Genomic DNA, 26,039 nt, shown 5'->3' with positions numbered 1-26,039 from the left:
CGCCGGCCCCGGCCCCGGCCGCGGAGGCGGGCCGGAGCCGGGTCGTCCGCGGGCCGGCCCGGCGCCCGCCGGGGGGCAGGGCGGCCCCGGCACGGCGACGGGGAGCGCGGCCCCGGTGGGCCCGCGCTCCCCGCGTGTGCTCCGGGCGGGTCTCCGGCGGCCGGGTCAGCCCCGGCCGGGGCCGGTGCGGGGCATCTCGTGGTGGCTGTGGCCGTGGCGGTTGTGGCTGGAGCGGGCGGCCACGCCGTCCGTGCCGTCGAGGTCGGCGCGGCCCGTCCGCCGCGCCTGCCCCGGAGGGAGCACGGCCTCGGCGGCGTTGACCCGGGGCAGCGCGTACGGATGCTGCTCGGCCAGCCAGCGCATCAGCTGCTCGCGGACCGTGACGCGGACCGTCCAGATGTCGTCCGCGTCCTTCGCGGTCACCAGGGCGCGCACCTCCATCGTGCTGGGCGTCGAGTCGGTGACGACGAGCCCGTAGTTGCGGCCGTCCCAGGCCGGGCACTCCCGCAGGATGTCCCGCAGCTTGGTGCGCATCGCCTCCACCGGGGCGGAGTGGTCCACGTGCAGGAAGACGATGCCCGTCATCTGCGGTGTGCGGCGCGACCAGTTCTCGAACGGCTTCGACGTGAAGTACGACACCGGCATGGTGATCCGGCGCTCGTCCCAGGTGAGCACCGTGAGGAACGTGAGGGTGATCTCCTCGATCGTGCCCCACTCGCCGTCCACCACGACGGTGTCCCCGATCCTCACCATGTCGCCGAAGGCGATCTGGAGACCGGCGAAGAGGTTCGACAGCGTCGACTGGGCGGCGACACCGGCGACGATGCCGAGGATTCCGGCCGAGGCCAGCAGCGAGGCACCGGCGGCGCGCATCGCCGGGAAGGTCAGCAGCATCGCGGAGACCGCGACCACGCCGACCACGGCGGTCACCACGCGCTGTATCAGCGTGACCTGCGTGCGGACCCGGCGTACCCGTGCCGGGTCGCGGTGCGTGGCGGCGTAGCGGGTGTAGGAGGTCTCGACGACGGCGCTCGTGATGCTCACCACCAGCCAGGCGGCGGCCCCGATGAGGATCAAGGTCAGGGTCCGGCCGACACCCGTCCGGTGCTCGACCAGAAGCTGTGCCTCCGCGTACGAGCCTCTGAGCAGGGCGGCGAACAGGACGAGCTGGAAGGGGATGCGGCCGCGACGCAGCAGACCCCACAGGGAGGTCTCGCTGTGCCGGTCGTTGACCCGACGCAACAGATGGTCCACGAACCATCCGATGAGCAGTGCGAGCACGACCGAGCCGCCGACGACGATCACCGGGCGCAGTACGTTCTCCATCCAGAGAACGTAACCGACCGCGCCCGGCGATGAACATGTGTTCTCGGGACGGTACGGGGTAGGCCCCCCGTCCGGTGTGGCATACGTCGCTCGTCCGGGGCCGATCCGGGCACCCGCGGACCCCGCGGGGGCGCCGTCCGGTGCCGCGGTCCGGTGCGGCCGGCTCCGGCTGGCACCATGGAACCCATGGACATCATGCTCTTCCACTCGACGTACGGTCTGCGCCCCGCGGTGCGCGAGGCGGCGGACCGGCTGCGGGCCGCGGGACACGAGGTGTGGACGCCCGACCTCTTCGAGGGGCGCACCTTCGAGACCGTGGAGGACGGCATGGCCTTCAACGAGGGGATCGGCAGGGCCGAGCTGCTCAAGCGCGCGGTGCTGGCCGCCGCGCCCTACTCGGACCGGGGCCTGGTCTACGCGGGCTTCTCGCTCGGCGCGTCCGTGGCGCAGACCCTCGCGCTCGGGGACGAGAAGGCGCGCGGACTGCTCCTGCTGCACGGCACCTCGGACATCGCGGAGAACGCGTCCGTGGACGAACTGCCGGTCCAGCTCCATGTCGCCGAGCCGGACCCGTTCGAGACCGACGACTGGCTGAGCGCCTGGTACCTCCGGATGCGCAGAACGGGCGCGGACGTCGAGGTCTACCGCTATCCGGGCGCCGGCCACCTCTACACCGACCCCGCTCTCCCCGACCACGACGCCGAGGCGGCCGAGGCCACCTGGAAGGTGGCACTCGGCTTCCTCGACAGCCTGTAGCCGGAACGGGCCCGGCCGCGGCCGCGCTCTACACCGGGTCGTAGGTCCGCTCGACCCGCTGCGTGCCGCTGCGGGTGCGGTACGAACGGGCCCACGACGAGGTCGCGTCGGGGTTCGCGCGGTCGGAGAGGACGTAGTAGTCCATCTGCGCGCGGGCCGGCGTGATGTCGAGTACGCCGTAGCCGTGCCGGTCGGTGTCGACCCAGTGGACGTGCCGGTTGGCCGCGCGGATGATCGGTGAGGCGAGCGCGGAGACGGTGCCCTCGGGGACCTTGACGATGTCGTCGAGGTTGTCGGAGGTGACCGAGGTGACCACGAACTCGGTCGCCGCCGACGCCGACAGCGGGTACGTCCCGGCGTCCACCGGAACGTCGTTGGCCCACGCCATGTGGATGTCGCCGGTCAGGAACACGGTGTTGCGGATCGCGTTGGACCGCAGGTGCGCGAGCAGTTCGCGGCGGTCGTCGGTGTAGCCGTCCCACTGGTCGGTGTTGAGGGCGATGCCCTCCTGGGGAAGCCCGAGCAGCTTGGCGAGCGGCTTGAACAGGTCCGCGGAGAGCGATCCCACCGCGAACGGCGAGATCATCACCGAGTTGCCGACGAGACGCCAGGTGGTGTCCGAGGCCCTCAGTCCGGTCTTCAGCCAGTCGAGCTGCGCGCGGCCGGTGATCGTGCGGTCCGGGTCGTCGACCGCGCCGCTGGCGGTGGACGCCTGCTGGGACCGGAAGGAGCGCAGGTCGAGCAGCGAGAGGTCGGCGAGCTTGCCGAACCGCAGCCTGCGGTAGGTGGTGCCGGCGATCGCCGGGCGGACCGGCATCCACTCGAAGTAGGCCTGCTTGGCGGCGGCCTGACGGGCCGCCCAGGTGCCCTCGGCGCCTTCGGTGTGGTTGACGGCGCCGCCGGACCAGGAGTTGTCGGCGAACTCGTGGTCGTCCCAGATCGCGACCACGGGTGCCTTCAGGTGCAGGGCCTGGAGATCGGGGTCGGTCTTGTACCGGCCGTGCCGGGTGCGGTAGTCGGCGAGGGTGAGGATCTCGTTGGCGGGGGAGTGCGGACGCACCACGGTGCCGCGGGTGCCGTACTCGCCGGACTTGTACTCGTAGATGTAGTCGCCCAGGTGCAGCCAGGCGTCGAGGTCGTTGCGCGCGGCGAGGTGGCGGTAGGCCGAGAAGTAGCCCGCCTCCCAGTTGGCGCAGGAGACCACGCCGAAGCGCAGTCCGGACACCGCCGCGTCGGCCGCCGGCGCGGTGCGGGTACGCGCCGCCGGGGAGACGGTGCCGCCGCAGGAGAAGCGGAACCAGTAGTCCGTGGCGGGCCGCAGACCGCGGATGTCCGCCTTGACGGTGTGGTCGGAGGCGGCCGTCGCGGTGGTGGAGCCCTGGGCGACGATCGTGGTGAAGGCCCTGTCCGCCGCGACGGTCCAGCTCACCTCGGTGTCGGCGCCGAGCCCGGAGCCGGGTATGGCCCGGGGCTCGGGGGTCACCCGGGTCCAGAGGAGGATGCCGTCGGGCAGCGGGTCGCCGGAGGCGACACCGTGCAGGAAGGCGGGGGCCTCGGTCGCGGCGTGCGCGGGCAGCGCGGCGGCGAGCGGGCCGGCGAGTACGGCGGTGGCGGCCGCGGCCTTGACGACCGAACGGCGGCGCGGAGCGCGGGAGTCGAGGGCGCCCGCGAGGTCGGATGATCTGTGTCGACTGGTCACGGCGCATCAGATTACTGATCAGTACGCCCTGTGCGCGAGTGGACGGCCAGGTGTGCTTTTTGTTCGGTTCGGGTTCCCGGGGACTTCACATCGGCATCGAGCGCGCGTCGGGCGCCGTTCCGGACCGCCGCCGGCCGGCGGCGCCCCACCCCGCCGCCGGTCCTCCCGCCGAAGCGGACCGTGAGATGCGTCATGCCGCGGATGGTTCACGGCGTGCCGCCCCCGTCGCGCCGAAGCGCCCACCCGGACCCGTTGAGGGATTCCGAGGGGCGCTCCGGGCGGTCGCGGCGCCGGCCGGATCGTCAGCCGGCGCGGACGCCGGTCAGCAGTGCTTCACCGAGCCCGACTTGAGAGCCACATGTCCGTTGTAGATCCACCCCTCGTTCACGCGGACCCACTGGTTGCCGTAGCTGTTGACGGTGTAGCACCAGGCGTTCAGGTTGTGGCCCGGCGCCATGCTCATCACCGCCGTGCACTTCGACGCGGGCTCCTTGTACGCCTTCGCGCCGCCCACGACCACGACGACCCCGTTGGATATGTCGCTCGCCGACACGTGATCGCAGGCCGCGGCGGCCGCCGTGCCCGCGGCGGCCAGGTTCACCGCGACGCCGCTCACGGCCAGCGCCGTCGCTCCCAGGGTGGCGGCCAGCTTCCTGTGGAATCCCATGTGCGTCCCCGTTCTCTCATCAAGATCATCTTACGAATCCCGATTCAACCGGCCGCCGACGGCGCCGACCACAGGGTTTCCGGAAAACATCTGGCCGATATGTTCCCCGGCGGGGCGGGGCGGGACGTCCGTGCCGCGCATCCCGCCGGGGGACGCGGCGTCGCCGTCCCGCGGCGGACGATCCGGGACGGCCGGGACACCGGAACGCTCAGGGTGGCCGTGGCGGGGATTCCCCCTCGGCGCCGACGGCCGGCGCGCGGGCCTTGAGGGCGGATCGGTCAACGGGGCGCACCCCTGGCCGCCCGACCTGTGGGTCGACGAACGAAGGGGAGGCGTCCCGGACCTGAACGGTCCGGGACGCCTCCCCTGTCGGTGGCCGCGGAACTAGGAGCCGAGGGCCTTCTGTATCGCGGTGTCGAACTCGGCGACCGACATGGGGGCGTTCTTGCCGTCGCCACCGGTGACGGTCTTGCCGTCCATCACCAGCGTCGGGGTCCCCTGGAAGCCGTACTTCTTGCCGTCCTCGTTGAACTTGTCGCTCATCACCAGGGCCCACTTGTCGTAGGTCCCCTTCTTCACGTCGTTCTGGAACGCCGTGTTGTCCTTGAGGGCGCTCACGCTGTTCGCCACCTTGATCAGGTAGGCGTCGCTCTTGAACTTGTCCTCCTGCTCGTTCGGGTGGTACTTGGGCGAGTAGAGAGCGGTCTTGTACTCGAGGAAGGCCTCGGGGCTGACGTTCAGGGCCGCGCCCAGCGCGCTCAGCGCGCTCTTGGAGCCCTCGCCCGGGATGTTGTTGTCGATGAACGACGCGCCGACGAACTGGATCTTGAACTTGCCGGCGTCGAGGTCCTTCTTGACCGTCGGGCCGACCGTCTGCTCGAACTGGGCGCAGACCGGGCAGCGCGGGTCCTCGTACATCACGAGGGTCTTCTTGGCGGTGCTCTTGCCGATGACGACGGTCGTGCCGTCCGCCCCCGTGCTGTTGGCGGGCTTGACCAGCTTCTGCTTCTTCACCGCATCCCAGCCGGTGGGCTTGTTGGCCTGGGTGACGGCGTACCCGATGCCGCCCGCTATCGCGAGGACCGCGACGATGGAGCCGGCCACGATCACCTGGCGCTTGGTCTTGTCGCGCTTGGCCTGGCGCTCGCGTTCGAGGCGCAGGCGCTCGCGCGCCGCCGTCTTCGCCGCCTGGCTGTTCCGCTTGCTCATGATGGGTGTCTCCGTGTGGGGACGCGCGCGGACGACGCGCGCGGACGATGTGAGGGAGCCCCGCTCGGACCTGGTGTCCGGGCGGTCAGAGAAGAGCGGTCGCGCGCGGCGGCCCGCGCCGCCCCAGGGCGTGCACGAACAGGAGCGTGCGCGCGGCGGACGCCCGGTGCGGGGTGCGCGGCAGCGGCCGGGCCGGGGTGCGGCGCACCGCCACCGCGGCGACGGCCAGCAGCAGCGGCCGGAACGTCGAGGCGGCGACAGCGCCGAGGAGTTGGCCGAGGGCCCGTTCGCCGCGCCGCAGCCAGGCCGCGGCGAGGAGGCCGACGCAGACGTGCGCGCCGAGCAGCAGCCAGGCGGCGGCCGGGTCGGCGTCCGTGAGCAGGGCGGCGGCACGGTCGGGCGCGCCGCCCGCGACCCGGGACAGCGGGGTGCCGACACTGCCGCCGTCGCACAGGATGTCGAAGCCGACCGAGCGCAGCGGGCCGGCGACGGGACCGCCCGCCCTGCCGTAGCAGAGGTGCTGACCCGTGGTGAAGACGGTGTCGGCGGCCAGCTCCAGCGGGACCAGCAGGGCGGCGATCGGGCCGAAGCCGCGCTCGCGGCCCGCCAGCGCGAAGGCCGCGGCGAACACGGCGGCGCCGATGGCGGCCACCGTGGCCAGCGGCAGCGGGGCCCGGGACAGCAGCACGTGCGACGCGGCGGACAGGGTCACGACGACTGCCGTGAACACCGCCGCGCGTACGGCTCTCAGCCTGATCCCGGATATGTCCATTGCGGAGGTGAGTCTCCCACGTGCTGCCGTAAGAGCTCCCTAAAGGGTGGCTGTGCGTTACGGGAGTGTTGTCTTGCGGCGACCCGGAGCCGGTCCCGGGCCGCCGCGGCCCGGGACCGGTCCCGGCTACAGGCCCGGGATGCGTCCGTTGCGGAACAGGTCCACGAAGATCTGGTGGTCGGAGCGGGCGCGGGAGCCGTAGGCGTGGGCGAAGTCCACCAGCAGATCGGCGAAGCCGTCCTCGTCGCCGGCGATCGCCGCGTCGATGGCCCGCTCCGTGGAGAACGGCACCAGCTCCGAGTGGCCGCTCTCGTCGTCCGCCGCCGCGTGCATCGCCGCGGTGGCCCGGCCGAGGTCCGCGACGACCGCGGCGATCTCCTCGGGGTCGTCGAGGTCGCTCCAGTCGAGGTCCACCGCGTACGGCGAGACCTCGGCCACCAGCTGGCCCGCGCCGTCCAGCTCGGTCCAGCCCAGCCACGGGTCGGCGTGCGCCTGGAGGGCGCGCTGGGAGATCACCGTCCGGTGCCCCTCGTGCCGGAAGTACTCCCGGACGGCGGAGTCGGTGATGTGCCGGGAGACGGCGGGGATCTGCCCCTGCTTGATGTAGATCACCACGTCGTTCTCCAGGGCGTCGCTGTTGCCCTCCAGGAGGATGTTGTACGACGGGAGCCCCGCGGAGCCGATGCCGATGCCGCGGCGGCCCACGACGTCCTTCACGCGGTAGGAGTCGGGGCGGGTCAGCGAGGACTCCGGAAGCGTCTCCAGGTAGCCGTCGAAGGCCGCGAGGACCTTGTACCGGGTGGCCGCGTCCAGCTCGACGGAACCGCCGCCCGAGGCGAAGCGGCGCTCGAAGTCGCGGATCTCGGTCATCGAGTCGAGGAGCTCGAAGCGGGTGAGGGAGCGGGCCGCGCGCAGCGCGCCGAGCAGCGGGCCCTCGGCGGTGTCCAGCGTGAAGGGCGGCACCTCGTCGTCCTTGGCGCCCGTCGCGAGGGCGTGGACGCGCTCGCGGTAGGCCCGGGCGTAGATCCGGACCAGCTCGGTGATCTGGTCGTCACTGAGCGCCTTCGCGTACCCGAGCAGGGCCACGGAGGCGGCGAAGCGCTTGAGGTCCCAGGTGAAGGGACCGACGTAGGCCTCGTCGAAGTCGTTCACGTTGAAGATCAGGCGGCCCTGGGCGTCCATGTAGGTGCCGAAGTTCTCCGCGTGCAGGTCGCCGTGGATCCACACGCGCGAGGTGCGCTCGTCCAGGTACGGGCCGCCCCGCTTCTCCTGGTCCAGGTCGTGGTAGAAGAGGCCGGCCGTGCCGCGGTAGAAGGCGAAGGCCGAGGCCGCCATCTTGCGGAACTTCACGCGGAACGCGGCCGGATCGGCGGCCAGGAGCTCGCCGAAGGCGGTGTCGAACACGGCGAGGATCTCCTCGCCGCGGTGCTCGTCGTTGAGCTGCGGAACCGACATCGCTGGGTGCCTCCTGGTGCGGGTGGTGCGGGACATGAGGGCGCGGACGCGCCGCGCCCAGGGCAAGGGTGCCCGCCCGTTCCAACGGACGAACCTGCGCCGGAGTGCCCGGCCCCCGGCCGCGGTCGCCCGCCCCGGACCGCGCGACCCACCCCACGGTACGGATGACGCCCCGCGCTGTCGGTCGCGCGTCATAGACTTCGACGCTGTCCCACCAGACTGCCCGCAGCCTGTCGCCCGCCGTTCCCCCTGGAGGCCGCAACCGTGTCGAAGCCGCCGTTCACGCACCTGCACGTCCACACCCAGTACTCGCTGCTGGACGGTGCCGCGCGGCTCAAGGACATGTTCGACGCGTGCAACGACATGGGCATGACCCACATCGCGATGAGCGACCACGGCAACCTGCACGGTGCGTACGACTTCTTCCACTCGGCGAAGAAGGCGGGGGTCACGCCGATCATCGGCATCGAGGCGTACGTCGCTCCCGAGTCCCGGCGCAACAAGCGCAAGATCCAGTGGGGCCAGCCCCACCAGAAGCGCGACGACGTGTCCGGTTCGGGTGGCTACACGCACAAGACGATCTGGGCGGCGAACCGCACCGGCCTGCACAACCTCTTCAAGCTCTCCTCGGACGCCTACGCCGAGGGCTGGCTCCAGAAGTGGCCCCGGATGGACAAGGAGACGATCTCCCAGTGGTCCGAGGGACTCATCGCCTCCACCGGCTGCCCCTCCGGCGAACTGCAGACCAGGCTCCGCCTCGGCCACTTCGACGAGGCCCTGAAGTCGGCCGCCGAGTACCAGGACATCTTCGGCAAGGACCGCTACTTCCTGGAGCTGATGGACCACGGCATCGAGATCGAGCGCCGGGTCCGCGACGGGCTGCTGGAGATCGGCAGGAAGCTCGGCATCCCGCCCCTGGTGACGAACGACTCGCACTACACGTACGCGCACGAGGCGACCGCCCACGACGCGCTGCTGTGCATCCAGACCGGCAAGAACCTCTCCGACCCCGACCGCTTCCGCTTCGACGGCACCGGCTACTACCTGAAGTCGACGGACGAGATGTACGCCGTCGACTCCTCGGACGCCTGGCAGGAGGGCTGCGCCAACACCCTCCTGGTCGCCGAGCAGATCGACACGACCGGCATGTTCGAGGCGAAGAACCTCATGCCGAAGTTCGACATCCCCGAGGGCTTCACCGAGGTCACCTGGTTCCAGGAGGAGGTGCGCCGCGGCATGGAGCGCCGCTTCCCCGGCGGCGTCCCCGAGGACCGCCAGAAGCAGGCGGAGTACGAGATGGACGTCATCATCCAGATGGGGTTCCCCGGGTACTTCCTCGTCGTCGCCGACTTCATCATGTGGGCCAAGAAGCAGGGCATCGCGGTCGGCCCGGGCCGTGGCTCCGCGGCCGGCTCGATCGTCGCGTACGCCATGGGCATCACCGACCTCGACCCGATCCCGCACGGCCTGATCTTCGAGCGGTTCCTCAACCCCGAGCGCGTCTCCATGCCCGACGTCGACATCGACTTCGACGAGCGCAGGCGCGTCGAGGTGATCCGGTACGTGACCGAGAAGTACGGCGCCGACAAGGTCGCCATGATCGGCACCTACGGCAAGATCAAGGCGAAGAACGCGATCAAGGACTCCGCGCGCGTCCTGGGCTACCCGTACGCGATGGGCGACCGCCTCACCAAGGCCATGCCCGCCGACGTCCTCGGCAAGGGCATCGACCTGAGCGGCATCACCGACCCCGCCCACCCGCGCTACGGCGAGGCCGGCGAGATCCGCGGGATGTACGAGAACGAACCGGACGTCAAGAAGGTCATCGACACCGCCAAGGGCGTCGAGGGGCTGGTCCGGCAGATGGGCGTGCACGCGGCCGGCGTGATCATGTCCAGCGAGCCGATCGTGGACCACGCCCCGATCTGGGTGCGGCACACCGACGGCGTCACCATCACGCAGTGGGACTACCCCCAGTGCGAGTCGCTGGGCCTGCTGAAGATGGACTTCCTCGGCCTGCGCAACCTCACGATCATGGACGACGCCATCAAGATGGTGAAGGCCAACAAGGGCATCGACCTGGAGATGCTCGCCCTGCCGCTGGACGACCCGAAGACCTTCGAACTGCTCTGCCGCGGCGACACCCTCGGCGTCTTCCAGTTCGACGGCGGCCCGATGCGCTCGCTGCTGCGCCAGATGCAGCCCGACAACTTCGAGGACATCTCCGCCGTCTCGGCCCTGTACCGGCCGGGCCCGATGGGCATGAACTCGCACATCAACTACGCGGAGCGCAAGAACGGCCGCCAGGAGATCACCCCGATCCACAAGGAGCTGGAGGAGCCGCTCCAGGAGGTCCTCGCGGTCACCTACGGCCTGATCGTCTACCAGGAGCAGGTCCAGAAGGCCGCCCAGATCATCGCCGGGTACTCGCTCGGCGAGGCCGACATCCTGCGCCGCGTCATGGGCAAGAAGAAGCCCGACGAGCTGGCGAAGAACTTCGTCCTCTTCCAGGAGGGCGCCCGCAAGAACGACTACAGCGACGAGGCGATCCAGGCCCTGTGGGACGTCCTGGTCCCCTTCGCCGGCTACGCCTTCAACAAGGCGCACTCCGCCGCCTACGGACTGGTCTCCTACTGGACCGGCTACCTGAAGGCGAACTACCCGGCCGAGTACATGGCCGCCCTGCTCACCTCGGTCAAGGACGACAAGGACAAGTCGGCCGTCTACCTCAACGAGTGCCGCCGCATGGGCATCAAGGTCCTGCCGCCGGACGTGAACGAGTCCGAGCAGAACTTCGCCGCCCAGGGCGACGACGTGATCCTCTTCGGCCTCTCCGCCGTCCGCAACGTCGGGACGAACGTGGTGGAGTCGATCATCCGCAGCCGCAAGGCCAAGGGGAAGTACGCCTCCTTCCCCGACTACCTCGACAAGGTCGAGGCCGTCGCCTGCAACAAGCGCACCACGGAGTCGCTGATCAAGGCGGGCGCGTTCGACACGATGGGGCACACCCGCAAGGGCCTCACCGCGCAGTTCGAGCCGATGATCGACAACGTGGTCGCGGTCAAGCGCAAGGAGGCCGAGGGGCAGTTCGACCTCTTCGGCGGCATGGGCGACGAAACCGGCGGCGAGCCCGGCTTCGGGCTGGACGTGGAGTTCACCACCGACGAGTGGGACAAGGTCTACCTGCTCGCCCAGGAGCGGGAGATGCTCGGCCTCTACGTCTCCGACCACCCGCTGTTCGGCCTGGAGCACGTCCTGTCCGACAAGGCCGACGCGGGCATCTCCCAGCTCACCGGCGGGGAGCACGGGGACGGCGCGGTCGTCACCATCGGCGGCATCATCTCGGGCCTCCAGCGCAAGATGACCAAGCAGGGCAACGCGTGGGCGATCGCCACCGTGGAGGACCTCGCCGGATCCATCGAGTGCATGTTCTTCCCGGCGACCTACCAGCTCGTCTCGACCCAACTCGTCGAGGACGCGGTCGTCTTCGTCAAGGGACGGCTCGACAAGCGCGAGGACGTGCCGCGCCTGGTCGCGATGGAACTCCAGGTCCCCGACCTCTCCAACGCCGGCACCAACGCCCCCGTGATCCTCACCATCCCGGCGCTCAAGGTCACCCCGCCCATGGTCAGCCGCCTCGGCGAGATCCTCAGCCACCACAAGGGGGAGAGCGAGGTCCGCATCAGGCTCCAGGGCCCGCGCAAGACCACGGTCCTGCGGCTCGACCGGCACCGCGTGAAGCCGGATCCCGCGCTCTTCGGCGACCTGAAGGTCCTCCTCGGCCCCTCCTGCCTGGCCGGCTGAGCACCCGCCGGCCGCCCCGGGGCGAGCCGGCCGCACCACGCGCGCGAGGGCGCATCCGCCTGCGGATGCGCCCTCGCGTCCTGTCCGGGCCGGACGCGGCCCGGTGGGCCTTCGCTACGGACCCTGGACCTCAACAGTCCACGCAGCGGCCTCAGTTGTGGCCGAAGCGCTTCTGGTGCCTGCGGGCCACGTCGGCCGGGCTGCCCTGCGCCTGCGACAGCGGCGACTGCTGCGCCTCCGCCGACGACCGCTGCGCCCGCTCCTGCGCACGCTCGGCCTGCGAGGAGCGGTCCTGCTGGCTGCTCTGCTTGCGGTTCTTGTTCTTCGCCATGGTGGTCTGCCTCCTGTAAGAAGATCCGGGACCAGGGCCGCGACCAGATTCACATAGGCTGGCAAGTGGCGCATTTCGTAGAATTACCGTGCGTGACAAGCCCGGTCGGCGCGCGCTCTCCCGATCCGCCACGCCGAAGATCGAGTTCCGGCCGTTAACCTCCGCAGGGTCGGGCAGACTCCAGGGAAGCCCGAAGCAAACCTCCCGGAAAGAGGGTGGACCGCGTGGACCGCTGCATCGTCCTGGTGGACGCCGGGTATCTGCTCGGGGCTGCCGCCAGCCTGCTCGCCGGGGAGCCCTCGCGGTCCCGGATCACCGTCGACCACGCCGCCCTCATCCAGGGACTGCGCGAGCGCGCCGAGTCCGACACCGAACGGCCGTTGCTGCGCATCTACTGGTTCGACGGCGCCCCCGACCGCGTCCCGCAGCCCGAGCACCGCAGGCTGCGGGTGATGCCGAGGGTGACCGTGCGGCTCGGCGCGCTGACCCGCAGCGACGGACGCTGGGCGCAGAAGGGCGTGGACGCCGCGATGCACGCCGAACTGACCGAACTGGCGCGCAACCGGGCCTGTTCCGACGTGGTCCTGGTGACCGGCGACGGCGACCTGCTGCCGGGCATGATGGCCGCCAAGGAGCACGGCGTCGCCGTCCACCTGTGGGCCGTGCAGGCCGCGGACGGCGACTACAACCAGTCCGAGGACCTGGTGGCCGAGGCGGACGAGCGGCGGGTGCTCGACCGCGAGTGGATCACCCGGGCCGTCCGCGCGAAGGATCTCGGCGGCGTGTGCGCGACGCCACCGGTGCCCCGTCCGGAGATCGCCGCCATCCTCTCCGCGCCGCTGCCCGAGTCGTCCCTCGCGGCGGCGGCCGAGCGCTCCGCCCCGGAGCCCGAGCACCAGCAGGCCGCCGACGCCCGCAACGGCGCGCAGGAGCGGGGCTCCGCCCCCAAGGGCGTGCCGACCCCCAAGGACCTGGCCGCACTGCGCGGACCGGGCGCCGCCCACGCCGCGCAGCATCCGGCGAACGCCACGCTGCGCTGGTCCTCGGACCGGGGCTGGGTGGACCGCCCGGGCGGCGGGGCCGAGCCGCCCGAGGCCGCCGCCCTGCCCACCCTCGCGCAGCTCACCTCCGCCGAGCAGCGCTGGGCGGACCGCGAGGAGGACATCACCACCGTCGGCGGCGACCCCTTCGAGGTCGGGCAGGTCTTCGCCCGCCGCTGGACGGCCCGCCTCACCGACGCCGGGCATCTGCAGAAGCTGTCGGCCATGTACCCGCGCGTCCCGCACCGGGTGGACGGCGAACTGCTGCGCTACGCGGCCCGCTTCGGCCTGCTCGCGCACAAGGACGACCAGATCGACGAGCACGACCGGTACGCGATCCGGGCCGGGTTCTGGCGTGAGATCGACGGGCGCACCACCGCCGAACACGCACCCGCCGGGGAATGATCCAGGGCCCGCGGCGGCCCCGGCCGAGCCCCCCGCAGGGGCGCGAGCCGCGGCCCCGGGCGCATAACGGGGCATCGGACCCCGTACTCTCGTCCTTCGTGAGTACGCGCACGGCACAGACGGTCCGGACGGGACACGGCGACGATGTCGCCTGCGCCGTGCGCGGTCTGACCAAGACCTACCCGGCCGTCCGCGGCCGGCGGGGCGCCCCGGCGACACCCGAGGTCAGAGCCACCGACGGAGTGTGCCTGGACATCCGCCGCGGCGAGATCTTCGGACTCCTCGGGCCGAACGGCGCGGGCAAGTCCACCCTGGTGCGCCAGCTGACCGGCCTGATGCGCCCCGACGGCGGCAGCGTCGAGATCCTCGGCCACGACATCGTGCGCCACCCCGAGCGGGCCGCACGCATCCTCGCCTACCTGGGGCAGGAGTCCTCCGCCCTGGACGAGCTGACCGTCGCCCTCGCCGCCGAGACGACCGGGCGGCTGCGCGGCCTCGACCGGCGCACGGCGCGGGCCGAGCGGGACGCCGTCCTCGACGAGCTGGGGCTGGCCGCGCTCGCCTCGCGCCCCCTGAAGAAGCTGTCCGGCGGACAGCGCCGGCTCGCCTGCCTGGCGGCAGCGCTCGTCGGGCGCCGCCCGCTGCTGGTCCTCGACGAACCCACCACCGGCATGGACCCGGTCGCCCGGCGCGCCGTCTGGGCGGCCGTCGACCGGCGCCGGGCGGAACAGGGCGCCACCGTCCTGCTCGTCACCCACAACGTCATCGAGGCGGAGACCGTCCTCGACCGGGTCGCCGTGCTGGACGACGGGCGGGTCATCGCCTGTGACACCCCGGCGGGCCTCAAGGAACGCGTCGCCGGCGAGGTGCGGGTGGACCTCGTCTGGCGCAGCGGCGCCCCCCTCCAGGTCCCCGAGGTCGCCGCGCTGCGCGACCGCGCGGTGGAGTCGGGCCGCCGCTGGACCCTGCGCCTCGCACCGGAGGAGGCCCGCGCGGCCGTCGCCACGGTCACCGGAGGCGCCGCGTTCGCCGCACTGGACGACTTCACCCTGGCCACACCCAGCCTGGAGGACGTCTACCTGGCCCTGGGCGGCCACGCGACCGGGGGACTGGTGAAGGCGTGAGCGTGAGCAGCGCGCGGTCCGTGACGGAAGGGGGGAGCCGTCCGTGTGCCGAACGGGACGGCCGCCGCAGTGAAGGGAAGCAGCCCGACGTGAGTGCCGTACCCGCCGCAGTGGTCCCCGGCGGTGCGCCGCCCCCGGCCGCGGACGCGGGCGCCGCCGCGCTGGGGCCGCGCGCCCGGCTGTGGCCGTCGCTGGCCGCGGTGTACCGGGCGCAGCTCTCCCGGGCCCGCGTCGCGCGCATCCCGCTGCTGTTCGTGGCCACCTTCCAGTCCGTCGGCATCATGATCATGATGCGCGGGGTGGTGGACGGCGGGACCGAGGCGCGGGCCGTGGTGGCCGGATCGACCGTCCTGGTCGTCGCCTTCGTCGCCCTCAACCTGCTCGCCCAGTACTTCGGGCAGCTCAGGGCCAGCGGCGGGCTCGACCACTACGCGACCCTCCCGGTGCCGCCGGCCGCCGTGGTGCTCGGCGCCGCCGCCGCGTACGCGTCCTTCACGGTGCCCGGCACCGTGGTCACCGCCGTCTTCGGCTGCGTGCTCTTCGGCCTGCCGGTCGCCCATCTGTGGGTGCTCGCCGCCGTCGTGCCGCTCGCCGGAGCCGCGCTCGCCGGGCTCGGGGCGGCGTTCGGGCTGCTCGCGCCGCGGCCCGAGCTGGCCACGCTGCTCGGGCAGCTCGGCATGTCGGCCGCGCTGCTGCTGGGCGTCCTGCCGGCCGACCGGATGCCGGACGCGGTGCGCTACGCCCGCGATCTGCTGCCCTCGACCTACGGCGTCGAGGCGTTCGCCCGGACCTTCGGCGCGCACCCCGCCTGGGCGGTGGTGCTCGGTGACCTGGCCGTGTGCGCCGGCGTCGGGGCCGTCTCCCTGGCCCTGGCGACCTGGGCCTACCGCCGGGCGGCCGTCCGGTGACGCGGGTGACGACGGGGCCTGGCACGATGTCAGGGTGACCGCTCCGCTGACTCCACCTCCGCCGCCGCACGAACAGTCCCCCCAGCACCGGCAGGAACCGCACCATGCCTGGCAGGCCCCGCAGCCGCCCGGGTCCGCGGCGCACCCCGCGTACCCGGCCGTCCACGAGGTCTCCTACGGACAGGACGGACCCGGGATGAAGACCGAACTGCGGGAAGCCGCCGTGATCACGGCGGCGGTGGCACTCGCGGGGGCGCTGCTCGGAGTCCTGTGGTGGTGGCTGGCTCCCCACGTGCCGCTGATCGCGGACGACACCGCGGTGTACCTCAAGGACACCGAGGGGGAGCAGGCCATCGGCGTCGATGGAACGTTCACTCTGCTCGCCCTGGGCTTCGGCGCGCTCAGCGCGCTGGTGGTGTTCCTGCTGCGCCGGCGCGGCGGCGTCCCCCTGGTGGCCGCGCTGGCCGTGGGCGGCCTGCTCGGCTCGCTGCTGGCCTGGCGGATCGGGGTCTGGCTCGGGCCGACGCAGAACGTGGTGGCGCACGCCAAGGCCGTCGGCAAGGGCGTGGTGTTCTCCGCGCCGCTGAAGCTCGGCGCCAAGGGCGCGCTGCTGGCGTGGTCGCTGGCCGCCCTGGTGGTCCATCTGGGCCTCACGGCCCTGTTCGGCCCCCGTGACCCCGACCCCTACGAGCAGCAGGGCGCCTATCCGGGGGGCGGGCCCGCACAGCCCGGCCCGCCCGCCGCATAGGCCACGGTCCCCCCGGCACCGCACCGGCCGGTCGCGGGACTCCGCGCGGGACCTTGGCCGCCGGTGCCGTGATGCGCCGGGCGGTCACGCCGGACGGCCCCCGTGGGCCGGAGCGTGGCCCGCCCCGATGCGCCGGGCGCCGCGGCGCGCCTCCTCCGACCTGCGGCCGTGCCGGCCGGCCTCGGCGGGGAGCCGTCCGTTGTGGGGCAGCGCCCGCACGTCGTTCCAGGATGCGGAGCGGGTGGCGGACGACCTGCGCCGCTGCTTCGGGGCCCCGGCGCGCGGGCACGACGGCACGAGCCCGCCGGCCGGGGGCGAGGCGAAAGGGCGACCGCCGAGCGCCATCACCGGGTGGCCGCGGGGGGGGGGGGGGGGGGGGCGCCCGGGGGGGGGGGGGGGCCGGGGGGGGCCCCGCGGCCGCGCGGGGGGGGGCCCCCCCCCCCCCGCGCGCCCCCCCCCCCCCCCCCCCGCCGCCGGATCACGGGCGTCCGACGGGCGCGGACACCGCCCCGGTGAGCCGGGCCAGATCGTCCGGGGACAGCTCGACCTCCAGGCCGCGACGGCCCGCCGAGACGCAGACGGTCGCGTGGGCCGACGCCGAGGCGTCGAGCACCGTGCGGAGCCGCTTGCGCTGGCCGAGCGGTGAGATGCCGCCCCGCACGTAGCCCGTCGTGCGCTCCGCCGCCGCCGGGTCCGCCATCACCGCCCGCTTCCCGCCGACCGCGGTGGCCAGGGCCTTCAGGTCGAGCGAACCCGCCACCGGCACCACGGCGACCACCAGCGCGCCGTCCACGTCCGCCACCAGCGTCTTGAAGACCCGGTCCGGGGAGACCCCCATGGCCTCGGCGGCCTCCTCGCCGTACGACGGGTGGGACGGGTCGTGCTCGTAGGCGTGGACGGTGTACGCCACGCCCGCCTGCGTCAGCGCCACCGTCGCCGGGGTGCCGCCGGGCTGCTGTTTCCTCGGCTTCTTCGCCATCGACCTTCCCGCATGCGTCAGTTCAGGCTCGTCGGGCCGCGCGTCAGTTCGGACGCGGGCAACGACGGCAGGTTACGGATGATGGCCGTCTCCGTGCGCAGCAGTTTCAGCTCCTCGCGCAGCCGGGAGGCCACGTCCGGGGCCTGGAGCAGACTCTGCCGGGCCGGGACGTCCAGCATGACCGCGGCGGCCACCAGGTACGACACCACGGCCGGCTCGTCCGGCAGGTCCGCGCCCGTCGACAGCGAGCGTTCCCGCGCCCCGGCCAGCCGCTTCTGGTACTGGCGGAAGGCGCGCAGCACGCCCTCGGCGAGCGCGCCGGCCTCCTCGCCGGGGTCCTCCTCCAGCTCCTCCAGCTCCGCGGTCAGGTACGGGCCGGAGGCGTCCACGGACAGCAGCCGCACGCGGGTGGTGCCGGTCGCCAGGACCTCGAAGCTGCCGTCGGCGCGCTCCCGGACGGTCGCGGCGTCCGCGATGCAGCCCACCGCGTGGAAGGCCCTGGCGGGGTCGTCGCCGAAACCGGCCGCGGGCCCGCGCTCGGGCACGGCGGTCTGGTCGGGCATGCCGGGGGCGCTGGGCGACACCTCGTGGCCGTCGCGGATCGCGACGACCGCGAAGCGGCGCGGTTCGTCCTCGGCGATCTTGAGCAGGTCGCGCATCATCGCGCGATAGCGCTCCTCGAACACGTTCAGAGGAAGCACGAGCCCGGGGAACAGCACCGAGTTCAGGGGGAAGAGCGGGAGCCGGACGGTGGTCACGACGCGAAAGCCTAATGGTCGCCGGCGCCGGCCCGTCCGCGGTGCCCGCTCCCGCCGGTCCGCGGTGCCCGCTCCCGCCCGCCCGCGGTGCCCGCGCCCGGGCGCCCACAGGGTGCCCCGCCCCGCGTCCCAGGCCCCGGCACCGGCCCCGGACGGACGCCCCCGCACACCGCCGAACGGGCGGACCGGCCCGGTCCGGGCGCGTGGCGCGCCCGGCGTCGCGGCCCGGCCTCAGCCGCGCCGCAGCAGCCGGGTCGCCCCGGCGGCCACCGTCGTCGCCAGGGTCCAGCCGAGGAGGATCACCGCGGCGGACACCCACTGCCAGACGCCGCGCAGCTGCCAGGAACCGACCTGGCCCAGGTCGATCACGGGCAGCAGCAGGTCCAGCGCGTACAGCGGGGCGTTCCACTGCGGATGCGCGTCGCCGTCCACCGGCGGATGGTCGGCGTGCGCGAACGCGACCGCAGCCGCCGCCCACAGCACCGCCATCCACAGCGCCGCGCGCCCCGGCCGGTACCCGTAGGCGACCGTCCAGTCCTGCGCGTACCCCCACAGCTTGGCGGCCGGCGGCAGGGTCTCCCGGCGGCGGCGCTGCTTGGCCAGCAGCACCTCGCGGGCGTCCTCGTCCTCGCCGGAGTTGCGCAGGACGGCGGCCAGCCGCTCGTACGGCTCCGGCTGGTACTCGGCGGTCGCCGCCGCCACCCACTCCAGGCGCCGGGCCAGCGGGAAGGCGCCCTGCGGTACCAGGCTCTCGTAGCCGAAGCCGCCCATGTGCAGGGCGCCGGGCGCGGGCCAGCTCGACGCCCGGTCGACCAGCGTGACGATCCGCGCGCCGGACAGCACGACCCTGCCGCGCTCCGGCGCCTCCCCGAGGAAGCGCAGCTCCGGAGTCTGCACCCGGCGCAGCGACAGCTCCTGGTCGTCGCCGAGGACGAACCGGGCCCGCTCCAGGTCCAGGGCGTCCCCGAACCGCCCGTCGTCCAGGCGGACGCCGCCCCGGCACTCGAACCGCTGCACCAGCGTGCCGCGGGCCGGAGTGGTACCGCTGGTCAGCACCGGATTGCCGAGGCCGGCCGGGGTCAGGTACACCGTGCGGTTGACGGTCAGCTGAGGGGCGTTGAGGGCGTGCCGGGAGGAGGGATTGACGAGCCGGCTGCCCCGCAGGCTCAGCGACACGCCGACGGTCGCACCGCGCAGGCTCAGCTCCCCGTACGACTCCAGCATCTCCGCCTGAAGGTCCTGGCCGACCGTCATGCCGTCGCCGGTGATGGAGTGGCCGCGCCGGTCGCGGTGGACGACGGCCTGGTTGAGCAGCAGGTCCGTGCCGATGTGCGCGTCCGTCAGCCGGACGCCGTTGCGGAAGCGGCAGCGCGGCAGGTGCAGGTCGCCCTCCGTGTGCAGCCGGGCCGCCTCCAGCCGCGGCACCGAGCAGTCCACCAGCCGCACCGTCGTGAAGCGCGTCTCCGGCAGCAGGACCTCCTCCGCGAAGCGGCACCCCCGCAGCTCCACGTACGGCACCACCGTGCCGCCCGCGAGGTCGAGCACGCCGGTGATCAGCAGCCCGGTCAGCTTCAGCGAGGCGACCCGGCCCTGGAGGGGAGGCGGCCCGTCGAGGAGCAGCCACGCCACGATCCGGGCGCGGACCCGCCGTTCGGGGCCCCAGGGGCGGCCTCCGTGCGGATCGTCCGCCACGCCGTCCCCGCAGCGCAGATCGTAGGTGCTGCCGTTGCGGAACGCCTGCCACATCCCGGCCTCGGCGGCGGTCAGCTCGTCCGGCAGGTCCCCGGTGCGCAGGCCGGCACGCTCGGTCACGGCACGCCCCTTCCTCCCCGGTTAACCGCGGGTCTCGTCCCTGCGTGCCATGCCCGCTGGGTGAGCGCCCGAACGCAATCGGTGAAGACGATCCTCCGCGGAGCCGAAGACGGCTTGTATCAGCCATTGATACGGGCGTCCGGCGCTCGCGCGCCGTCTGAGAGAATTGGGTCCGTGATCTCCCGAATCGATCTGCGCGGCGACGCCCTCCCCGAGGGGTCCGCCCTGCGCGACCTGCTGCCCCGAGCCGACTTCGACGTCTCGGCCGCCCTGGAGAAGGTGCGGCCGATCTGCGAGGCCGTGCATCATCGAGGCGACGCGGCGCTGATCGACTTCGCCGAGAAGTTCGACGGTGTCCGGCTGGACTCCGTCCGGGTCCCGGCCGAAGCCCTCACCGACGCGCTGGAGCGCCTCGACCCCGCCGTGCGGGCGGCGCTGGAGGAGTCCATCCGCCGCGCGCGCCTCGTCCACCGCGCGCAGCGCCGCACGACCCACACCACCCGGGTGGTGCCCGGCGGCACGGTCACCGAGAAGTGGATCCCGGTCGACCGGGTCGGGCTGTACGCGCCGGGCGGGCGCTCCGTCTACCCCTCGTCCGTGATCATGAACGTGGTCCCGGCGCAGGAGGCGGGCGTCGGGTCCGTCGCGCTCGCGTCGCCGGCCCAGGCCGAGTTCGGCGGCCTCCCGCACCCCACGATCCTCGCAGCCTGCGCCCTCCTCGGCGTCGACGAGGTGTACGCGGCCGGCGGCGCCACGGCCGTCGCGATGTTCGCGTACGGCACCGAGTCCTGCCCCTCCGTCGACATGGTGACCGGTCCCGGCAACATCTGGGTCGCGGCGGCCAAGCGCTACTTCACCGGCCGCATCGGCATCGACGCCGAGGCCGGGCCGACCGAGATCGCCGTCCTCGCGGACGACACCGCCGACCCGGTGCACGTCGCCGCCGACCTGATCAGCCAGGCCGAGCACGACCCGCTGGCCGCAGCCGTCCTGGTCACCGATTCCGAGGCCCTCGCGGACGCCGTGGTCAAGGAGCTGGAACCGCAGGTCGCGGCCACCCGGCACATCGAGGACCGGATCGTGCCGGCCCTGAACGGCCGGCAGTCCGCGATCGTCCTGGTCGACGGTGTCGAGGAGGGCCTGCGCGTGGTGAACGCCTACGGCGCCGAGCACCTGGAGATCCAGACGGCGGACGCGCAGGCCGTGGCCGACCGGGTCAGGAACGCCGGAGCGATCTTCGTCGGCCCCTGGGCCCCGGTCTCGCTCGGCGACTACGCGGCCGGCTCGAACCACGTCCTGCCCACCGGCGGCTGCGCCTGCCACTCCTCGGGCCTGTCCGTCCAGTCGTTCCTGCGCGGCGTCCACATCGTCGACTACACCCGGGACGCCCTCGCCGACGTCGCCCACCACGTGGTGACGCTCGCGGAGGCGGAGGACCTGCCGGCCCACGGCGCGGCGATCAAGGCGCGTTTCGTCGGCGACGACCGGCTGTCGCGCGGATGGAAGGCACCGGAGGGCACGTGACCGGCATCGACGATCTCCCCGTCCGCGACGAACTGCGCGGCAAGTCCCCCTACGGGGCGCCGCAACTGGACGTCCCGGTCCGGCTGAACACCAACGAGAACCCCTACCCGCTGCCCGATCCGCTCGTCGAGCGGATCGCCGAGCGGGTCCGCGCGGCGGCCCGCGGGCTCAACCGCTACCCCGACCGGGACGCGGTCGAGCTGCGCACCCGGCTGGCCGAGTACCTCACGAAGACCGGCGGGCACCCGGTCCGCACGCAGAACGTGTGGGCGGCCAACGGCTCCAACGAGGTCATCCAGCAGCTCCTGCAGACCTTCGGCGGGCCCGGCCGCACCGCCATCGGCTTCGAGCCGTCGTACTCGATGCACGCGCTCATCGCGCGCGGCACCGGCACCGGCTGGATCGCCGGCCCGCGCGGCGCGGACTTCGCCATCGACCTCGCCGCCGCCGAGAAGGCGATCGCCGAGAACCGCCCCGACGTCGTGTTCGTCACCACGCCCAACAACCCGACGGGCAACGCGGTGCCGGCGGAGACGGTCCTCGCGCTCTACGAGGCCGCGCAGGCCGCCAAGCCCTCGATGGTCGTCGTCGACGAGGCGTACGTGGAGTTCAGCCACGGCGACTCGCTGCTGCCGCTGCTCGAAGGGAGGCCGCGCCTCGTCGTCTCCCGCACGATGTCGAAGGCGTTCGGCGCGGCGGGCCTGCGGCTGGGCTACCTCGCCGCCGACCCCGCGGTCGTCGACGCCGTCCAGCTCGTCCGGCTGCCCTACCACCTGTCGGCCGTCACCCAGGCGACCGCGCTGGCCGCCCTGGAGCACACCGACACCCTGCTCGGCTACGTGGAGCAGCTGAAGGCCGAGCGGGACCGGCTGGTCGCCGAACTGCGCGCCCTCGGCTACGAGGTGACCGAGTCCGACGCCAACTTCGTGCAGTTCGGGCGGTTCGCCGACGCGCACGACGCCTGGCGGCGGATCCTCGACCGGGGCGTCCTGGTCCGGGACAACGGCGTACCGGGGTGGCTGCGGGTCTCCGCCGGCACCCCGCAGGAGAACGACGCGTTCCTCGACGCGGTCCGTGACATGAAGAAGGAGCAGAGCGCATGAACCGCGTAGGACGCGTGGAGCGCGTCACGAAGGAGACGTCCGTCCTCGTCGAGATCGACCTCGACGGCTCGGGCAAGGTCGACGTGTCGACCGGCGTCGGTTTCTACGACCACATGCTCGACCAGCTCGGCCGGCACGGCCTGTTCGACCTGACGGTGAAGACCGAGGGCGACCTGCACATCGACTCCCACCACACCATCGAGGACACCGCCCTCGCGCTCGGCGCCGCCTTCCGGCAGGCGCTCGGCGACAAGGTGGGCATCTACCGGTTCGGCAACTGCACCGTCCCGCTGGACGAGTCCCTCGCCCAGGTCACCGTCGACCTCTCCGGCCGCCCCTACCTCGTGCACACCGAGCCCGAGAAGATGGCGCCGATGATCGGCGAGTACGACACCACGATGACCCGGCACATCCTGGAGTCCTTCGTGGCCCAGGCGCAGATCGCCCTGCACGTCCACGTGCCGTACGGGCGCAACGCGCACCACATCGTGGAGTGCCAGTTCAAGGCGCTGGCCCGGGCCCTGCGCTACGCCTCCGAGCGCGACCCGCGCGCGGAGGGCATCCTTCCGTCGACCAAGGGCGCGCTGTGAGCGGCGCACGCGCGGCCACCGGGCCGCGGACGACGACGGCCGCGCCGCCGCGCTGTGCGGGCGCAGAAGCGAACGGGACCACACTGTGACAGGGCTTTCCAGCATTCTCATCGTCGTCGGCCTGTTCCTGCTCGGCGGCATCTACTCCTTCGTCAAGCAGGACATGCCCAAGAGCCTCGTCGTCCTGCTCTCCATCGGTGCCGCGATGTGCCTCGTCGCCGGCGTCATGCGGCTGGAGGTGTGGGCGTGAGCGCCGCCAGGAAGGTCGTCGTCTTCGACTACGGCTTCGGCAACGTGCGGTCCGCCGAGCGCGCCCTCGCCCGCACCGGGGCCGAGGTCGAGATCACGCGCGACTTCGACACCGCGATGAACGCGGACGGCCTGCTGGTGCCCGGGGTCGGCGCCTTCGCCGCCTGCATGCGGGGCCTCACACAGGCCCGCGGCGACTGGATCATCGGCCGCCGGCTGGCCGGCGGCCGCCCCGTCATGGGCATCTGCGTCGGCATGCAGATCCTCTTCACCCGCGGCATCGAGCACGGAGTGGAGACCGAGGGCCTGGACGAGTGGCCCGGCACGGTCGGCCCGCTCCAGGCCGACGTCGTACCCCACATGGGCTGGAACACGGTGGACGCCCCGGCCGGCTCGCAGCTGTTCGCGGGCCTCGACGCCGACGCCCGCTTCTACTTCGTGCACTCCTACGCCGTCCACGACTGGACCATGGAGACCGGCAACCCGCTGCTGCGCCCGCCGCTGGTGAGCTGGTCCACGCACGGCAAGCCCTTCGTGGCGGCCGTCGAGAACGGCGCCCTGTGGGCCACCCAGTTCCACCCCGAGAAGTCCGGCGACGCCGGAGCCCAGCTCCTCACCAACTGGATCGGAACACTGTGAGCAAGCTCGAACTCCTCCCCGCCGTCGACGTCCGCGACGGCCAGGCCGTCCGTCTGGTGCACGGCGAGTCCGGGACCGAGACCTCCTACGGCTCCCCGCTGGAAGCGGCGCTGGCCTGGCAGAGCGCGGGCGCCGAATGGCTGCACCTCGTCGACCTGGACGCCGCGTTCGGCACCGGCGACAACCGCGGTCTGATCGCCGAGGTGGCCCGCGCGATGGACATCAAGGTCGAGCTGTCCGGCGGCATCCGCGACGACGCCTCCCTCGCGGCCGCGCTCGCCACGGGCTGCACCCGCGTCAACCTCGGCACCGCCGCCCTGGAGACCCCCGAGTGGGTGGCCAAGGTCATCACCGAGCACGGTGACAAGATCGCGGTCGGCCTCGACGTCCGGGGCACGACCCTGCGCGGCCGGGGCTGGACCCGCGACGGGGGCGACCTGTACGAGACGCTGGAGCGCCTCGACTCCGAGGGCTGCGCCCGCTACGTGGTGACGGACATCGCCAAGGACGGCACGCTCCAGGGCCCGAACCTGGAACTGCTGCGGAACGTGTGCGCCGCGACCGACCGGCCGGTGGTCGCCTCCGGCGGGGTGTCCTCGCTGGACGACCTGCGCGCCATCGCCGAGCTGGTGCCGCTGGGCGTCGAGGGCTCGATCGTCGGCAAGGCGCTGTACGCCAAGGCCTTCACGCTGGAAGAGGCCCTGGAGGCGGTGGCGAAGTGAGTGCCCTGCGGCGCGTGAACACCGGCGCCCCCTGGGAGGACGCCTTCGGGTACTCCCGCGCGGTGGAGCTGCCGAACGGCCTGGTGCTCGTCTCGGGCTGCACCTCCGTGGTCGACGGCCAGATCGCCGAGGGCGGCCCCTACGACCAGGCGGTCAACTCCTTCGCCGTCGCCTTCGCGGCGCTGGAGCGACTGGGCCTGGGCCCGGGCGACGTCGTCCGTACCCGCATGTACATCACGCACGCCCGGGACGTGGAGGAGGTCGGCCGCGCCCACAAGGAGCTGTTCGACGCCGTCCGCCCCGCCGCCTCGATGATCATCGTGTCCGGTTTCGTGGACTCCCGCCTGGTCGTCGAGGTCGAGGTCGAGGCGTTCCGCGCGGACGGCCCGGCCGCAGAGGAGGCGTCGTGAGTCTCGCGGTGCGCGTCATCCCCTGCCTGGACGTGGACGGCGGCCGGGTGGTGAAGGGGGTCAACTTCCAAAACCTGCGCGACGCGGGCGACCCGGTCGAGATGGCCAAGGTGTACGACGCCGAGGGCGCCGACGAGCTGACGTTCCTGGACATCACCGCCTCGTCGGGCAACCGCGAGACCACGTACGACGTGGTGCGCCGCACGGCCGAGCAGGTCTTCATCCCGCTGACGGTCGGGGGCGGGGTCCGCACCGCCGAGGACGTCGACCGGCTGCTGCGGGCCGGTGCCGACAAGGTGGGCGTCAACACGGCCGCGATCGCCCGGCCCGACCTGATCCGCGAGATCGCCGAGCGGTTCGGCCGGCAGGTGCTGGTGCTCTCCGTGGACGCGCGCCGGACCGAGGGCGGTGGTTTCGAGGTCACCACGCACGGCGGTCGTCAGGGCACCGGCATCGACGCCGTGGAATGGGCCCACCGGGCCGCCGAGCTGGGCGCGGGCGAGATCCTGCTCAACTCCATGGACGCGGACGGCACGAAGGACGGCTACGACATCGAGATGATCGAAGCCGTCCGCAAGCACGTCACCGTGCCGCTGATCGCCAGCGGTGGCGCGGGCCGGCTCGACCACTTCCCGCCCGCCATCGGCGCGGGAGCGGACGCGGTGCTGGCCGCCTCCGTCTTCCACTTCGGTGATCTGCGGATCGGCGAGGTCAAGGCGACGCTGCGGGACGCGGGGCACCCCGTGCGCTGAGGACCCGCCCGGCGAACCCGCACACCGACGGCCCGCCCCCCGGGCGCCCCGGCGGGCCCGGGGGGGGGCCGGGGGGCGGGCGGCCCGCCGGCGCGGGGGCCCCCGGGGGGGGCCGGCGCCCGCCCGGGGGGGGGCGCCGGGGGGGGGCCCCCCGCGGCGGCGGGGGGGGGGCCCCCTCGTCGCTGTCCGCCCTCCTGCGCGGTGCCCGCGTGCGGTGCCGGCGCCGCGACGGGGCGTGCCGGCCGTGGCGCCGGCAC

24 protein-coding genes are annotated in these 26,039 nt (G+C 73.0%); 14 read left to right on the top strand and 10 right to left on the bottom strand.

Features of this window, described 5'->3' with window-relative positions:
* Positions 1–165: 165 nt before the first annotated feature.
* Complete coding sequence (locus ACGFS9_RS12580; protein ID WP_393252676.1) at positions 166–1,326, bottom strand: mechanosensitive ion channel domain-containing protein; 1,161 nt, start codon at positions 1,324–1,326, stop codon at positions 166–168.
* 186 nt (positions 1,327–1,512) lie between these two features.
* Between ACGFS9_RS12580 and ACGFS9_RS12575 the strand changes: the two genes are divergently transcribed.
* Complete coding sequence (locus ACGFS9_RS12575; RefSeq protein ID WP_393252675.1) at positions 1,513–2,082, top strand: dienelactone hydrolase family protein; 570 nt, start codon at positions 1,513–1,515, stop codon at positions 2,080–2,082.
* Between the two features lie 28 nt (positions 2,083–2,110).
* Here the strand turns inward: ACGFS9_RS12575 and ACGFS9_RS12570 are convergent, their stop codons facing one another.
* The 5 genes from ACGFS9_RS12570 to ACGFS9_RS12550 form a co-directional block, all read right to left on the bottom strand.
* On the bottom strand, positions 2,111–3,781 hold the full coding sequence (locus ACGFS9_RS12570) for an alkaline phosphatase D family protein (RefSeq protein WP_393252673.1): 1,671 nt from the start codon (positions 3,779–3,781) through the stop codon (positions 2,111–2,113).
* 322 nt (positions 3,782–4,103) lie between these two features.
* Positions 4,104–4,448, bottom strand: a complete 345-nt coding sequence (locus ACGFS9_RS12565) for a hypothetical protein (protein WP_393252671.1) — start codon at positions 4,446–4,448, stop codon at positions 4,104–4,106.
* A 384-nt stretch (positions 4,449–4,832) separates the two neighbouring features.
* Positions 4,833–5,657 carry a thioredoxin domain-containing protein gene (locus tag ACGFS9_RS12560; protein WP_393252669.1) on the bottom strand — a complete coding sequence of 275 codons (825 nt, stop codon included), beginning with the start codon at positions 5,655–5,657 and terminating at the stop codon, positions 4,833–4,835.
* 85 nt (positions 5,658–5,742) lie between these two features.
* A complete protein-coding gene (locus ACGFS9_RS12555) occupies positions 5,743–6,429 on the bottom strand; it encodes a hypothetical protein (RefSeq protein ID WP_393252667.1) in 687 nt (228 codons plus the stop codon).
* 126 nt (positions 6,430–6,555) lie between these two features.
* On the bottom strand, positions 6,556–7,884 hold the full coding sequence (locus ACGFS9_RS12550) for a DUF2252 domain-containing protein (protein WP_393252665.1): 1,329 nt from the start codon (positions 7,882–7,884) through the stop codon (positions 6,556–6,558).
* A 264-nt stretch (positions 7,885–8,148) separates the two neighbouring features.
* On the opposite strand from ACGFS9_RS12550, the gene dnaE reads away from it, so the two are divergent.
* Positions 8,149–11,688, top strand: a complete 3,540-nt coding sequence (dnaE, locus tag ACGFS9_RS12545) for a DNA polymerase III subunit alpha (protein ID WP_393252663.1) — start codon at positions 8,149–8,151, stop codon at positions 11,686–11,688.
* 151 nt (positions 11,689–11,839) lie between these two features.
* On the opposite strand, the gene ACGFS9_RS12540 is transcribed toward dnaE, so the two are convergent.
* Positions 11,840–12,019, bottom strand: coding sequence for a hypothetical protein (locus ACGFS9_RS12540; RefSeq protein ID WP_393252662.1), 180 nt, complete (start codon positions 12,017–12,019; stop codon positions 11,840–11,842).
* Positions 12,020–12,243: 224 nt separating this feature from the next.
* Between ACGFS9_RS12540 and ACGFS9_RS12535 the strand changes: the two genes are divergently transcribed.
* The 4 genes from ACGFS9_RS12535 to ACGFS9_RS12520 all read left to right on the top strand — a co-directional run bounded on the left by ACGFS9_RS12535 (position 12,244) and on the right by ACGFS9_RS12520 (position 16,244).
* Positions 12,244–13,464, top strand: a complete 1,221-nt coding sequence (locus ACGFS9_RS12535) for an NYN domain-containing protein (RefSeq protein WP_393252661.1) — start codon at positions 12,244–12,246, stop codon at positions 13,462–13,464.
* A 98-nt stretch (positions 13,465–13,562) separates the two neighbouring features.
* Positions 13,563–14,588, top strand: coding sequence for an ABC transporter ATP-binding protein (locus tag ACGFS9_RS12530; RefSeq protein WP_393252660.1), 1,026 nt, complete (start codon positions 13,563–13,565; stop codon positions 14,586–14,588).
* Positions 14,589–14,677: 89 nt separating this feature from the next.
* Positions 14,678–15,496: an ABC transporter permease gene (locus ACGFS9_RS12525; protein ID WP_393252658.1), complete on the top strand. Its 819-nt coding sequence runs from the start codon at positions 14,678–14,680 to the stop codon at positions 15,494–15,496.
* A gap of 34 nt (positions 15,497–15,530) precedes the next feature.
* The gene (locus ACGFS9_RS12520; protein WP_393252656.1) at positions 15,531–16,244 is read left to right on the top strand and encodes an AAA family ATPase; all 714 of its coding nucleotides are present in this window, start codon (positions 15,531–15,533) and stop codon (positions 16,242–16,244) included.
* A 478-nt stretch (positions 16,245–16,722) separates the two neighbouring features.
* Here the strand turns inward: ACGFS9_RS12520 and ybaK are convergent, their stop codons facing one another.
* The 3 genes from ybaK to ACGFS9_RS12505 all read right to left on the bottom strand — a co-directional run bounded on the left by ybaK (position 16,723) and on the right by ACGFS9_RS12505 (position 19,793).
* Positions 16,723–17,223 carry a Cys-tRNA(Pro) deacylase gene (gene ybaK / locus ACGFS9_RS12515; protein ID WP_393252655.1) on the bottom strand — a complete coding sequence of 167 codons (501 nt, stop codon included), beginning with the start codon at positions 17,221–17,223 and terminating at the stop codon, positions 16,723–16,725.
* Between the two features lie 17 nt (positions 17,224–17,240).
* Positions 17,241–17,981, bottom strand: coding sequence for an LON peptidase substrate-binding domain-containing protein (locus tag ACGFS9_RS12510; RefSeq protein ID WP_393252653.1), 741 nt, complete (start codon positions 17,979–17,981; stop codon positions 17,241–17,243).
* Between the two features lie 231 nt (positions 17,982–18,212).
* The gene (locus tag ACGFS9_RS12505; RefSeq protein ID WP_393252651.1) at positions 18,213–19,793 is read right to left on the bottom strand and encodes an oxidoreductase; all 1,581 of its coding nucleotides are present in this window, start codon (positions 19,791–19,793) and stop codon (positions 18,213–18,215) included.
* 174 nt (positions 19,794–19,967) lie between these two features.
* On the opposite strand from ACGFS9_RS12505, the gene hisD reads away from it, so the two are divergent.
* From hisD to hisF, 8 genes are all read left to right on the top strand, one after another.
* The gene (gene hisD / locus ACGFS9_RS12500; protein WP_393252649.1) at positions 19,968–21,317 is read left to right on the top strand and encodes a histidinol dehydrogenase; all 1,350 of its coding nucleotides are present in this window, start codon (positions 19,968–19,970) and stop codon (positions 21,315–21,317) included.
* Complete coding sequence (locus ACGFS9_RS12495; RefSeq protein ID WP_393252647.1) at positions 21,314–22,420, top strand: histidinol-phosphate transaminase; 1,107 nt, start codon at positions 21,314–21,316, stop codon at positions 22,418–22,420. The genes hisD and ACGFS9_RS12495 overlap by 4 nt, the downstream gene beginning before the upstream one ends.
* Positions 22,417–23,010, top strand: coding sequence for an imidazoleglycerol-phosphate dehydratase HisB (hisB, locus tag ACGFS9_RS12490; protein ID WP_393252646.1), 594 nt, complete (start codon positions 22,417–22,419; stop codon positions 23,008–23,010). Before ACGFS9_RS12495 ends, hisB begins: the two co-directional genes overlap by 4 nt.
* 85 nt (positions 23,011–23,095) lie before the next feature.
* Positions 23,096–23,260 carry a hypothetical protein gene (locus tag ACGFS9_RS12485; protein WP_393252644.1) on the top strand — a complete coding sequence of 55 codons (165 nt, stop codon included), beginning with the start codon at positions 23,096–23,098 and terminating at the stop codon, positions 23,258–23,260.
* Entirely contained in the window at positions 23,257–23,898 is a 642-nt protein-coding gene (hisH, locus tag ACGFS9_RS12480) for an imidazole glycerol phosphate synthase subunit HisH (protein ID WP_393252642.1), read from the top strand. The genes ACGFS9_RS12485 and hisH overlap by 4 nt, the downstream gene beginning before the upstream one ends.
* The gene (gene priA / locus ACGFS9_RS12475; RefSeq protein WP_393252641.1) at positions 23,895–24,620 is read left to right on the top strand and encodes a bifunctional 1-(5-phosphoribosyl)-5-((5-phosphoribosylamino)methylideneamino)imidazole-4-carboxamide isomerase/phosphoribosylanthranilate isomerase PriA; all 726 of its coding nucleotides are present in this window, start codon (positions 23,895–23,897) and stop codon (positions 24,618–24,620) included. Before hisH ends, priA begins: the two co-directional genes overlap by 4 nt.
* Positions 24,617–25,030 carry a RidA family protein gene (locus ACGFS9_RS12470; protein ID WP_393252639.1) on the top strand — a complete coding sequence of 138 codons (414 nt, stop codon included), beginning with the start codon at positions 24,617–24,619 and terminating at the stop codon, positions 25,028–25,030. Before priA ends, ACGFS9_RS12470 begins: the two co-directional genes overlap by 4 nt.
* Positions 25,027–25,782: an imidazole glycerol phosphate synthase subunit HisF gene (hisF, locus tag ACGFS9_RS12465; RefSeq protein ID WP_393252638.1), complete on the top strand. Its 756-nt coding sequence runs from the start codon at positions 25,027–25,029 to the stop codon at positions 25,780–25,782. The genes ACGFS9_RS12470 and hisF overlap by 4 nt, the downstream gene beginning before the upstream one ends.
* Positions 25,783–26,039: the final 257 nt, after the last annotated feature.

Origin of the sequence: Streptomyces sp. NPDC048566 (genome assembly GCF_043199735.1) — a bacterium.
In the GTDB taxonomy this organism is placed as follows: domain Bacteria; phylum Actinomycetota; class Actinomycetes; order Streptomycetales; family Streptomycetaceae; genus Streptomyces.
This window is presented reverse-complemented; position numbering and strand designations above follow the sequence as displayed.